Annotated in this window: 10 protein-coding genes; 5 read left to right on the forward strand and 5 right to left on the reverse strand. The window is 41.9% G+C overall.

The window, feature by feature from the left end; all coding sequences use genetic code 11:
* Window positions 1–40: 40 nt before the first annotated feature.
* Window positions 41–1,435: a phosphoglucosamine mutase gene (glmM, locus tag U3A58_RS03695; protein WP_323822039.1), complete on the forward strand. Its 1,395-nt coding sequence runs from the start codon at window positions 41–43 to the stop codon at window positions 1,433–1,435.
* A gap of 42 nt (window positions 1,436–1,477) precedes the next feature.
* On the forward strand, window positions 1,478–2,620 hold the full coding sequence (locus U3A58_RS03700; protein ID WP_323822040.1) for a cysteine desulfurase family protein: 1,143 nt from the start codon (window positions 1,478–1,480) through the stop codon (window positions 2,618–2,620).
* Between the two features lie 148 nt (window positions 2,621–2,768).
* On the opposite strand, the gene U3A58_RS03705 is transcribed toward U3A58_RS03700, so the two are convergent.
* Window positions 2,769–3,512, reverse strand: coding sequence for a hypothetical protein (locus U3A58_RS03705; protein ID WP_323822041.1), 744 nt, complete (start codon window positions 3,510–3,512; stop codon window positions 2,769–2,771).
* Between the two features lie 293 nt (window positions 3,513–3,805).
* Here U3A58_RS03705 and U3A58_RS03710 point away from each other — a divergent pair, with 293 nt between their 5' ends.
* The 3 genes from U3A58_RS03710 to U3A58_RS03720 all read left to right on the forward strand — a co-directional run bounded on the left by U3A58_RS03710 (window position 3,806) and on the right by U3A58_RS03720 (window position 7,765).
* The gene (locus tag U3A58_RS03710) at window positions 3,806–4,129 is read left to right on the forward strand and encodes a Rieske (2Fe-2S) protein (protein WP_323822042.1); all 324 of its coding nucleotides are present in this window, start codon (window positions 3,806–3,808) and stop codon (window positions 4,127–4,129) included.
* 113 nt (window positions 4,130–4,242) lie between these two features.
* Window positions 4,243–5,508, forward strand: a complete 1,266-nt coding sequence (locus U3A58_RS03715; RefSeq protein ID WP_323822043.1) for an APC family permease — start codon at window positions 4,243–4,245, stop codon at window positions 5,506–5,508.
* Window positions 5,509–5,647: 139 nt separating this feature from the next.
* A complete protein-coding gene (locus tag U3A58_RS03720; RefSeq protein WP_323822044.1) occupies window positions 5,648–7,765 on the forward strand; it encodes an outer membrane protein assembly factor BamB family protein in 2,118 nt (705 codons plus the stop codon).
* 9 nt (window positions 7,766–7,774) lie between these two features.
* Here U3A58_RS03720 and U3A58_RS03725 read toward each other — a convergent pair whose 3' ends face one another.
* The 4 genes from U3A58_RS03725 to U3A58_RS03740 all read right to left on the reverse strand — a co-directional run bounded on the left by U3A58_RS03725 (window position 7,775) and on the right by U3A58_RS03740 (window position 11,885).
* Window positions 7,775–8,185 carry a DoxX family protein gene (locus U3A58_RS03725; protein ID WP_323822045.1) on the reverse strand — a complete coding sequence of 137 codons (411 nt, stop codon included), beginning with the start codon at window positions 8,183–8,185 and terminating at the stop codon, window positions 7,775–7,777.
* Between the two features lie 167 nt (window positions 8,186–8,352).
* Entirely contained in the window at window positions 8,353–8,955 is a 603-nt protein-coding gene (locus U3A58_RS03730; protein ID WP_323822046.1) for a sugar transferase, read from the reverse strand.
* Window positions 8,956–9,241: 286 nt separating this feature from the next.
* Window positions 9,242–10,195: a glycosyltransferase family 2 protein gene (locus U3A58_RS03735; RefSeq protein WP_323822047.1), complete on the reverse strand. Its 954-nt coding sequence runs from the start codon at window positions 10,193–10,195 to the stop codon at window positions 9,242–9,244.
* Window positions 10,188–11,885: a right-handed parallel beta-helix repeat-containing protein gene (locus tag U3A58_RS03740; RefSeq protein ID WP_323822048.1), complete on the reverse strand. Its 1,698-nt coding sequence runs from the start codon at window positions 11,883–11,885 to the stop codon at window positions 10,188–10,190. The genes U3A58_RS03735 and U3A58_RS03740 overlap by 8 nt, the downstream gene beginning before the upstream one ends.
* Window position 11,886: the final 1 nt, after the last annotated feature.

Below are 11,886 nucleotides of genomic sequence, written 5' to 3' on the forward strand. Positions count from 1 at the left end.
ACAGGGTTTATAAGTTTTTAACCTAACTAGATCACTGTACGTGTCACTAATTAAATCAATCTCTGGCATCAGAGGAACTATCGGCGGTAGAGCCGGCGATGGCCTTACTCCCATTGATATTGTCAAGTTTGCTTCAGCTTATGGAGCTTGGGTTCTTGAGCAAACAAACAATCCTAAAGTGATTATAGGTAGAGACGCTCGCCTCTCTGGTGAGATGGTCTCTGGATTGGTTTCTGCCACTCTTCAAGGTTTGGGTATCCATGTAATAGACTTGGGTCTGAGTACTACACCTACGGTAGAATTTGCTGTTCCATTGGAAAAAGCCGGTGGGGGCATTATCCTTACAGCCAGTCATAATCCCATTCAGTGGAATGCACTGAAGCTTTTGAATGACAAAGGAGAATTCATTTCAGATGAGGAGGGAAAAGACATTTTGGAGAAAGCTGAAAAGGAAGATTTTTCTTATGCAGAAGTAAAAAAACTCGGTAGCTATACTCAAATCAACGATTACATAGAACGCCATGTGCAGCATGTGCTGGACTTGGATTTGGTAGATGTAGAAGCGATCAAAGCCAGAAACTTCAAAGTAGTGGTGGATGCCGTAAATTCTACGGGCGGAATTGCTGTGCCTATGCTCTTGAGAGCTTTGGGCGTGACTGAGATTGAAGAGATGTACTGCACACCGGATGGTCATTTTCCTCACAATCCTGAACCGCTCCCCGAGAATTTGAGGGATATTTCTCAGAAATTGGAAAGAGGAAGCTACGATTTGGGAATTGTGGTCGATCCCGATGTGGATCGATTGGCATTTATCAATGAGGACGGATCAGCATTTGGAGAAGAATACACCTTAGTCGCGGTGGCGGATTATGTGCTATCGAAGGCTCCTGGAAATACAGTTTCAAACCTAAGCTCTACCCGAGCATTGCGTGATGTGACGGAGAAAAGAGGAGGAGTATATACTGCTGCTGCTGTAGGGGAAGTCAACGTAGTAAATCAGATGAAAGCTGTGGATGCAGTGATCGGTGGGGAAGGCAATGGTGGGATTATCTATCCGACTTCACATTATGGCAGAGATGCCTTAGTTGGGATTGGATTGTTTTTGACGCACTTAGCTCATTTTGGCAAGACTATTTCAAGACTAAGAGCAACTTACCCGAACTACCATATTTCCAAAAATAAAATCGAACTGACACCACAGATAGACGTCGATAATATTTTGTTTGAGATCAAAAACAAGTATAAAACCCATCCAATCAACGATATAGACGGTGTCAAAATTGAGTTTGAAAAGGAATGGGTACACTTGCGGAAGTCTAATACAGAGCCGATTATTCGTATTTACTCCGAATCTGAATCAGAGGCTACCGCTGAGCATTTGGCCAAAAAGCTGATTGCAGATATCAAAGAGGTAGTGAATGCATCCATGATTTGATAGCAGCCCTCCAGAAAGAACATACATCCCAACACGAGTACGATGAAAGTTTATTTAGACAATGCAGCCAGCACTGCCATGGACGATCGAGTGATCGATGCCATGATTCCCTTTATGAGAAATCACTATGGAAACCCTTCCTCTGTCCATAGTTTTGGGAGAGAAGTTAGGTCGGCAATAGAGCGGTCTCGTAAGAAGGTGGCTGAGTTGCTAAATGCGACACCGGCAGAGATTTTTTTCACTTCTGGCGGTACCGAGGCAGATAATACAGCGATTGTGTGTGGGATCGAAACCCATGGCATTATTCACGCGATCACTTCTCCGCTTGAGCATCATGCAGTTTTGCATACGCTTGAGGTATGTGAGAAAAAAGGACAAATCAAGCTTAGTAAGCTAGATGTGAATGATAAAGGTGAGCTGGATATGAGTCAGCTAGAGAATTTGTTGAAGGCTAATCCAAATAGCCTAGTGTCTTTGATGCATGCGAATAATGAAATAGGGAATATAAACGACCTTAATCGCATAGGTTCTCTTGCAAAAGAATACGGTGCATTTTTCCATTCTGATACTGTACAGTCCATGGGACATTATATCCATGACTTGAAATCACTTCCTGTGGATGCGATAGTGGCTGGAGGGCATAAATTTCACGGGCCAAAAGGATCTGGATTTCTTTACGTGAAAAAGAATAGGAAAATCCATCCATTGATTCATGGTGGGGCACAGGAGAGAAATATGCGTGGAGGTACAGAGAATGTGATCGGAATCATCGGGATCGCAAAGGCACTGGAAATCGCTTATGAAGACATGGCTGAGCACCAAATTCACATAGAATCTATCAAAAAACATTTCATGCAAAGTCTTGCTCAGGAGATTCCGGGAGTAGATTTTAATGGACTTTCTGCTGATATGGACAATAGTCTTTACACTGTATTGAGTGTGAGTCTGCCTCCATCTGAGGCCAATAGCGGCATGTTGCTTTTTAATCTTGATCTGGAAGGTATATCAGCTTCCGGAGGATCAGCATGCAGTTCTGGAGCTACAGTGGGTTCGCACGTTTTACGTGCCATCAATCATACTCCAGATCGAGATGCAGTTAGATTCTCTTTCAGTCGATTTAACACAATAGAGGAAGTCGATTTTACCATCGGGAAATTAAAAGAATTATACACTGTAGAAGTATAAGGAGGAGGCTGTCTCAAAACTTAAATCAACAAGCTGAGATTTGAGTATTTGGAATTTATCTCAGATACCTACCCGTACAAATTAGAGGCTGTCCCTACTTATGAGACAGCCTCTTTTTAGTATGGCTTGCCGCTTTCAGAACTTATTCTTATTTTCCTGTATACCCAATCGCATAAGGTGTCCAAATCTCATAGATAGGATCTCCCTTACTACTAAGTCCGCTGTGATGCCACTCTCCATCGATTACCTCATAGTTGAAATCTAGACTAGCGCCAACTCTGCTGTCATCTCGGGAAAAGAATGTGATATTTTCAATGTATTTCCCATCTTCTGCAGTGTAAGTCCCACCGCCGGTTCCTGAGAATTCTTTGGTCTCCGAATTGAAAGCAATCCATTGGAATCTGCCTCCACTGAGGATTTTGACTGTCCTTCTAGCCCCGGGAGTAGATCGTGATATTTCGTCATTTCTTTTTCTGCCGGTGATCACCCAGTTCCCAGTTAGATCGTCTTTTGAATTAGATACTTTTTCCCAGATTTCCACCAGCATTTTTCCGTTGATTTCGGAGGAGATTACCATCTTTTCGTTTACCCAGTCCAAGGTGTATCGATTAGTATTCCCTACCTGAAAAGGATCCAGTGTAAAGAAATCTAGCGTTTCTACATATTTCCCTTCCTCATAGGAGAAAGGGCCACCTCCTGCACTGACGAAGTGATTGTCTGCAACACGCTTTGATCCAAAGGCGAAGTAATCATCCTGATAGATTTTGATGTATTCCATATCCTTCACTTCTTGACCATCTTGATGGGTAAGTTTCCATGCTCCATCAAGATCTTGCGCATTCGCCAATCCAAAGAAGAAAATAGCTAAAAAGAAAAGTAGTGTAGCTTTCATGATTTCTGGAGATTTTATACGGCTATTAAATTCAACAAGATTAGGCAGAAAACCAATGGTTTATTTATGTTGTGGTTTGCATTCTTTTTGAAAAGAGAAAATTAACACATGAAATCGAGCATGACTCAAGAGTCACAGCGAGGGAAGATTATCAACTATGCGAGATTCCATATGGCCTTTGAAATAAAATTATAATCATATGAAATCGAGCATGACGCAGGCGTCACACAGAGGGATGATTATCTGCCATGCGAGACAGGCTATATGGCATTTAAAAAACAATTTATAAACTTATGAAAACATATACGCTGGGAAATTCTATAAGCCAAGTCTTGCAAATGATTCCAGAGCATGCTATTCATAAAATCCACTTAGATGACAAAGTAATTGCTCTTGTTAGAATTGGAGGATTATTCCATGCTTTCCAAGGCTATTGTCCACACCGTGGAGCATCCTTGTTTCAGGGATCGCTTACTAGTGAAGAGGAAATAATCTGTCCATTGCATGAATACAGATTTGATATGAAGACAGGTGAAGTGAAAGTTGGCTCCTGTGGTGATTTGGAAGTTTATCAAATCGAGCTTACTGAGGAAGGATTGGAAATCTATTTTCCATGAAGTGGAGCTTGAATTTACCAGGCATCATTTTTTTCGAATTTGAAAAGTGAGATTGTGAATTGAAAACTGGATTTTCTACCTATTTTAAGTTTTTATTCATCCAATTTCATTCTATGCTGAAGCGAGGTATCCGCAAATGGGATCTGGTTTTTTTGATTATTAATTCCGTAATAGGAGCGGGGATATTTGGCCTGCCTGCAAAAGCATTTGCGCTTTCTGGCCCCTATTCCTTGCTTGCTTTTGGAGTTTGTGCGGTGGTGATGCTGGTGCTGATTCTGGTTTTTATGGAAGTGAGTTCCCGCTTCGATAAAACGGGTGGTCCTTATCTGTATATCAAGGAAGCTTTTGGGGCGATGCCCGCCTTTGCAGTTGGGTGGGTTTTGATGTTGACCAGACTATTCAGCTACGCTACTCTGGTTAATTTGCTGGTGATATACATGGCGTTTTTCTCTCCGATTTTTCAAGAGGAATGGATGCGTATTCTGATGATTGTGGGGATCACAGGTGTTTTGACAGCCATTAATCTCCTTGGAATTAAGGATTCCACTCGCACCACTAATATTCTTACGATTTCCAAATTGGTGCCTTTGACGCTTTTTATTGTAGTTGGGCTTTTCTTTCTGGATGCAGCTGCATTTGATTTTAGCTCTCCTCCTGCTATGCCCGAATTTGCTAATTCAGCCTTACTGCTGATTTTCGCTTTTGGAGGGTTCGAAGCAGGTTTGGTCATTTCTGGTGAAGTCCAAAATCCTCGTAAAAACTTGCCTTTTGCCCTGATGACCGGAGCGCTGATCATTACGGTTTTCTATGTGCTGATTCAAGTGGTGGCGATTGGAACTCTACCTGATTTGGCTACATCTGACAAGCCTCTAGCTGATGCTGCCTCTCGCATCATGGGCTACGGTGGAGGGCTGTTTATTACAATTGGGGCAATTGTGTCTATTTTAGGCACACTCAATGTGCAGATCCTGAGCGGTTCGAGATTGCCGTTTGCATTAAGCGAATCAAAGCAATTTCCCGAAATATTTTCCTTTGTCCATCCCAGATTCCGAACACCCACTGTGGCGGTTTTATTCTTTGCATGCTTAATTATTATCGTTGCCACGGTATGGGATTTTATGGGTTCTCTTGCGATTTCAGTTATTGCACGTTTACTGATTTACTTGCTGGTTTGTGCTGCATTGATTCGCTTGCGCAAAAGTCAACCAGACGTAGATTATTACAAATTGAAGTTTGGAATACCCCTCGCTGTTGCCGGGATAGCCGCCACACTATGGCTCCTTGGTAGCACCCAAATCGAAGAAATCACCGATATGGCGCTTTGGACAGTGCTGGGTTTTGCGATTTATGGAGTGCATAAGATTTTTACCAAAAAGTAGAAATGGAGTGCCCTGTGATGATTAGCGGGATAAAAGACATCTCAACCTACTTTCCTTTTATCAAGGGTACCATTGTTACTTAGTGAACTTTGCTCATATTTCCCGATATTTTGCTTTCAAACCCAACTCAACCTAATACATGAAAGTCTTTCTACCCGCTGTTTTTAGCGCCCTCTTACTTTTGTCAGCTTGCCAATCCAAAACCTCCGAAATTGACTACACGGATTGGTCGCACTATGGCGGCCCTGAGGATGGATCCCGCTACTCCTCTTTGACGCAAATCACCAAGGAAAATGTCTCCCAACTAGTGGTGTCCTGGACATACAATACAGGTGATGCTACGGAGCGCTCGCAAATCCAGTGTCAACCCATAGTGGTAAATGGCTTGCTTTATGGCTCTACGCCTACTTTGAATGTGTTTGCTGTAAATGCCGCCACTGGTGAGGAAGTTTGGAGATTTGATCCTTTTGAGGTTTTGGGAGGAGAGAATTCCTGGGCGGGGACTAATCGTGGCGTGAGCTACTGGGAAGATGGTGACGATAAGCGTATTCTTTTCGGAGCAGGAAATTGGCTCATGGCGGTGGATGCAGTGACCGGTGAACCAATCCTTAGTTTCGGAGATCAGGGAAAAGTTGATCTTCGAAAAGACTTGGATACAGATCGTGAAGATTTTCTGATTGTCGCTAATGCTCCAGGAGTGGTCTATGGAGATTTACTGATTATAGGGATGCGTCTGTCTGAAGGATTGGATGCAGCACCTGGACATATTCGAGCCTATAATATTCGTACAGGCGAGCGAGAATGGATCTTTCATACCATCCCTCAAGAAGGTGAGCTTGGATACGATACCTGGGATCCAGACCATATCAAGCAGATCGGTGGAGCAAATAACTGGGCTGGAATGACTGTGGATAAGGAAAGAGGAATTGTATTCGTGCCTACAGGTTCAGCTACGTATGATTTCTGGGGAGGCTATCGCAAAGGCAATAATTTATATGCAAATTCTTTGATTGCCTTAAATGCTCAAACTGGCGAGCGAATTTGGCACTTTCAGGCAGTTCATCACGACGTATGGGATAGGGACTTCCCCGCAAATCCAAATCTAATCCGCCTTCAAAAGGACGGAAAATGGATTGATGCTGTGGCCCAAATATCAAAACAAGGAATGACCTATGTGTTTGATAGAGAGACAGGTGATCCTGTCTGGCCAATTCCTGAAATACTCATTACGCCTTCTATCATGCCCGGAGAGCATAACTCTGCTACACAGCCGATACCAACTTTTCCAGAACCCTTCATGAATATGGTTTTTGAAGAAAATAGTATTCTCAACCTTCGCCCGGACTGGGAAGCTGATATCAGAAATCAACTTGAGGGAGCTATCTATGGAGATACTTGGGCTCCTCCACACCCTGAGAAGTCGATTGTCCTTTTTCCCGGAATGGATGGTGGAGGAGAATGGGGCGGAGCGGCTTTTGACCCGATGACTCAGACTTTCTTTGTGAACGCGAATCAAATCCCTTGGATCATCGGTATGACTCCAAATGCTGATTTTGAAAATGTAGGTAAATCTGTTTACACAAATTATTGCGGCAACTGTCATGGCTTAGAGCGAAAAGGAAACCCTCCTGCAATCCCAAGTTTACTTGGAGTAAAGGGTAAATACACCTACGATTCATTGGATCGTTTGCTTCAAAAGGGAAGAGGAGCAATGCCTGCTTTTGGCCATATCTCTACAGAAAACCGAAAAGTATTATTGGAATATTTACTGGACAAAGCTCCTGATGAAGGTGATAAACAAGAGTTGGAAGGTACTCCTTCGCAGCTTTTTCCTCGCTATTATATGGATGGGTATAAAAAATTAGTGACTAAAGAAGGCCTTTATGGATCTAATCCTCCTTGGGGACTTTTGACTGCTATCGATATGAATACCGGCAAGAAAAAATGGCAAGTCACTTTAGGAGAAATTGACTCGCTGAGTGCGCAAGGTTTTGCCCCCACAGGTACTGAAAACTACGGTGGCCCTGTGGTCACCGCTGGGGGACTGTTGTTTATTGCGGCTACGAAGGATGAAAAGATCCGTGCCTTTGATAAGGAAACGGGTGAAATTCTCTGGGAAGCCAAACTTCCTGCCTCAGGACATGCAACGCCAGCTGTATATGAAATGAATGGTAGGCAGTTTCTCGTAATAGCTTGTGGAGGAGGTAAAGGGACCAAAAGCGGAGATTCTTATGTTGCTTTTGCACTGCCAAACTAGCAGCTAAAGTTATCCTTTATAATACATGGATTTGCGATTACCAAACCTATCAAGAGAAAATTTTCCTGGTCCAAAAATAAGAATACTCAAAAACACGATAAAGTAGAGAAGCGGTAGCTCTTTTCTTCCAAAAGGATCCGCTGAATGAGCGACAAACACTTCTATAAGCATAGTGATCATCAAGGGAATTGTAGCAAGCCGGGTCTTGAAGCCAATTAAAAGTAAAATGGCACAAAAAAACTCAGCAAATACAGCAAGTGATATGGAGACTACGGATCCCAAACCAAGAAAATCCATGAATTTTATTGACTCATCCCCGAAAACACGCATCAGCTTAGGATAGCCATGGGTTAAAATCATACCTCCAGCACCCAATCTCATGATTAATAATCCTATATCTTCTAGTACTGTTTTCTTCATTATTCAGGGTGAATTTTGATGAGTTTATTCTAATTTAACTTTAGAATTCAAAAATCAAAGTACTTTTTATATGACCTGTAGAATGCTGGTATGATATAGGATTTAAACAAAATCGACAACCACATGGGTTGTCGATTTTGTATTCGATGCGCTGTTAATTGTTCTTATTACTTTCCTTTTTTATTAATCATGGTCATCACAGTTTGACCGATGATGTTTAAGTCAGTCAACAAATTCACACTACTTAGGTATTTCAAATCCAATAACATTCTCTGACACATTTGCTCTACAGTTTCTGCATACCCAAAGTCAACCTGCCCAATAGAAGTAATGCCTGGGCGGATGCTGAGCAACTGGGTGTAAAGAGGCTGTCTAGCTACGATTTGTTGGATAAAATGAGCACGCTCAGGTCTAGGCCCTACTACAGACATATCACCGATAAGCACATTAAAAAACTGAGGAAGCTCATCTAAGTGAGTTTTCCGCATGAAATTTCCCCATTTGGTAACTCTAGGATCATTGTCGGTCGTCAATTGAGGACCATTTACCTCAGAATCTACGATCATACTTCTGAATTTGTAGATATAAAAAGGAGAGCCGTTCTTTCCGATTCTTTCTTGCTTATAGAACACAGGTCCTTTTGAGGTAAGCTTGGTAATAAGTATTAGCGTAAAGAATACTGGCAGGCCAGCTAAGATTGCTAGAGAAGAGAAAAAGATATCGAATGATCTTTTTACAAACCTTGTAGTTACCTCTATTCCCTGGTTCACTGTTTGCGAAACCGAGCTTCTTGATAGGTTTGTTAGTGAAAATAAGTCAGGTATAATTCGACCTGACTGAAAGCCTTTAAAAACAATTTCTTGTTGATGTGATGAATTACGAATCATTGGTTTAGTACTTTTAGTCAAATAGTGTGGTGCTAGGTGGTATCCAATTGGAGTGCCAAGCAAAAACTGGCCTACTTTAGAAATTAGGGCACATATTAAGAGGCCGTTAACATTTTTTATGTAGAAGCGATCCCCACATTGTGAGTGATGCCACCTTTTTAGGAAAATATCAGGTTCGGCTCCAGTAAGCCTTAGTCATAGAAAATGACTTACGAAGTCCAACTGGGAGTGATAGATAGTGAAGTCCCAGTTGATAGCCAACCAATTTAGCCCCTGTTGCGAGTAAGCATTTTGGGATCAATAGAGGGTTATGCTGAAAAGTATAGGTGAGTTCTGATTTGAGATACTTGAATCCCTCACTTTCTGCCCTGCCAAAGTTTTCGAAAATCCAATGGTTATTGACGTGGAATACTCCAATGTCAAAATATCTTTTGAATTCATCAATGGCAGAATAGTTATGTGAGTGGTATATTTTCGAATTCGAAAGGTAAGCCATTTTCCATCCACCAAGCAACATTTTTCCTGCAATTAATACGTCTTCACCTAGAATAGAGCCCGTTGGGAAGCCTTTGACCTCCATAAATGTGCTTTTGCGATAGGCTGCAAAAGAATTGGAACAAGAAATTGTTCTAATACCGTAGCGATTAGCATCTTCTATGCTTTTTACTTTGGACTCGGCAGGGTAATTGAACAGTCTGGCATGTGTCTCCAACACCTTCGCGTTCTTATGTGGAAGCTGGCGGCCATAGACCATGCCGAGCTCAGGGTTTTCTTCCAATGCTTGAATCATCACCGAAATTGCATTAGGTTCAGCTAGGATGGCATCTTGGGTGATAAAGACGAAAACATCCGCGTCTGCGAATTTCTCCACTGCCATTTGTCGTGTCCCGCCATGGTCGAAATTCTGCCTATCAATTTGGATCAATGAGCAGGTTTCTTCATTGATTAAATCAAGCGTGCCATCAGTCGAGCCAGAATCAATAATCACTAACCTGGAAATGGGATAGGTTTGCTTTGCCACGCCAGCGAGAACATCTTTCCAGATTTCTCCGGCATTTAGTGTAGGGATATAAAGATTGACTTTTAGCTCACTGCTAGGCTCTTTCTCTTGTAGCTTAATCATTTAGCTTTACCTCCCCGTAATTTACCTTTCCCAAGGTTATTTTCTCGTTTTCTATGCTTGCTGTCCCCTTACCCACAAATAGAACTGATACTGAATTCTCGATTCCGATATGTTCATTTCCTTCCATCTTGAGTTGCTTTGGAAAGTGACTTCGGAATGTTTGGTTTTCTGGTCCACCAAGGATTGAGGTTAATACATTGTCTTTGATCAGTAAGTGGGAAGAGCTGTCATCAAAGATGGCTGTGTTGAACGAATGGATGTGATTTTCGATGATATGCACATTTTCAGCAGTTTTACGAAGAATGATTGCTGAGGAATTTTGACTAAGAATATCATTTTTTACTATTCTAGCATGGTCAGCTTTGGTGATTAAGATGGCAGGATTCGTTGATTTGTTCTCAATTTTATTTCCAACCAAGCGAATCCTTCCTTGCAAATTGAGATTGAGTGAGGCATTCGAAAACCTGTTGTTTTCGATAAGGAATTCTTCCACTTGGATACCATTAGGCAGGGAAAGTGAACCTATGGTATTTCCCCGAATATGGATTTTCTTTGCCTTCGTGTTGGCGATCAGATTGATGCTACTGAACCTGTTTTGATCCAAGAGCAATTCCTGCAGATCGAGGGTAATTTCCACTTCATTGTCAGCCCAGTTTTTTTTGGCTAGAATCAATCCACAGCTTTCTAGATAAATTGCCGGTCGGTTGTTTCTATACGCCTCATTTTTATAGATTATGACATTTGAGACATTGATGAGCGTAGCTATGCCAGAGCCATCTGGCGTGGCTATGCCGTTGACAAAGCCATTTCCACAGCTGATATTTTCGGTGATCAAGCATTCAATATCTTTAGCTTTTTCCTGAGATCGATTGTTAATGTCAATCGCGTCAGAGGCATTTTCTTCCAAAATATTAAAGGAAAAATTGTAGTCTTTTTCCTTTCCGGTATCCCCAAATGCGACCTGAATCGCGGACATTCCATTACGATGGATGACATTATTGATCACTTCCACTTTTCTGCTGCCATGGATAAAAACCCCATTTTCCCCATTTTTGTAAATCTCAGAATCATGAATTGATATGGTGTTGCTGGACAAAATCCGGATGCCTGTACCTGGCTGATAGCTATGCGTCTCAGCGCGTGGCTTCCCAAAATGATGAATTTTTGAATTGGCAATTTCTATCCCGCTTGATTGAAAAGTCATAATGCCAGGGTAGGATCGCAGCTTGGTCGAATCGCCAGTTAGCTCTGTGTTATAAATCCAGATTTGATGGCTTTTGATTAGATAAATCCCCTCGTTTTTGGATTCTCCTCGGAGGGAAATACGAATATTTTTCACTTGATCACCTAAGATCAAAGGATTGGGAGAATTCTGCTTTTCTATGGAAAATTCCCCTATTTTCGCTGAATTATGATGTTTGAGCGTGCCTTCTGAAAGAATATGTACAGCAGATCTCAAGTGTATGGTGCGGATAAGGTATAGCCCTGCGGGGAAAAACACGGTATCCTCCTCAGTTGCCTGATCGATTATTTGCTGAATGGCCGCAGTTTGGTCGTTTTTTGAATCTGCCAACACACCATAGTCAAGGACATTGATAAATTTTCCATTTGCGGCATCTTCCATCTTGCAAAAACCTGATTCTGGCAAGGCAAAAAGTAAAATGAAGATGATGTGAAAATATTTTTTCATA

This window comes from Algoriphagus persicinus (genome assembly GCF_035156415.1).
Taxonomy (GTDB): Bacteria; Bacteroidota; Bacteroidia; order Cytophagales; family Cyclobacteriaceae; genus Algoriphagus; species Algoriphagus persicinus.

Coding starts and splice junctions, on each gene's coding strand:
- U3A58_RS03700 (WP_323822040.1), top strand. CDS start 1,478: ATGAAAGTTTATTTAGACAATGCAGCCAGCACTGCCATGGACGATCGA.
- U3A58_RS03705 (WP_323822041.1), bottom strand. CDS start 3,512: ATGAAAGCTACACTACTTTTCTTTTTAGCTATTTTCTTCTTTGGATTG.
- U3A58_RS03710 (WP_323822042.1), top strand. CDS start 3,806: ATGAAAACATATACGCTGGGAAATTCTATAAGCCAAGTCTTGCAAATG.
- U3A58_RS03715 (WP_323822043.1), top strand. CDS start 4,243: ATGCTGAAGCGAGGTATCCGCAAATGGGATCTGGTTTTTTTGATTATT.
- U3A58_RS03720 (WP_323822044.1), top strand. CDS start 5,648: ATGAAAGTCTTTCTACCCGCTGTTTTTAGCGCCCTCTTACTTTTGTCA.
- U3A58_RS03725 (WP_323822045.1), bottom strand. CDS start 8,185: ATGAAGAAAACAGTACTAGAAGATATAGGATTATTAATCATGAGATTG.
- U3A58_RS03735 (WP_323822047.1), bottom strand. CDS start 10,195: ATGATTAAGCTACAAGAGAAAGAGCCTAGCAGTGAGCTAAAAGTCAAT.
- U3A58_RS03740 (WP_323822048.1), bottom strand. CDS start 11,885: ATGAAAAAATATTTTCACATCATCTTCATTTTACTTTTTGCCTTGCCA.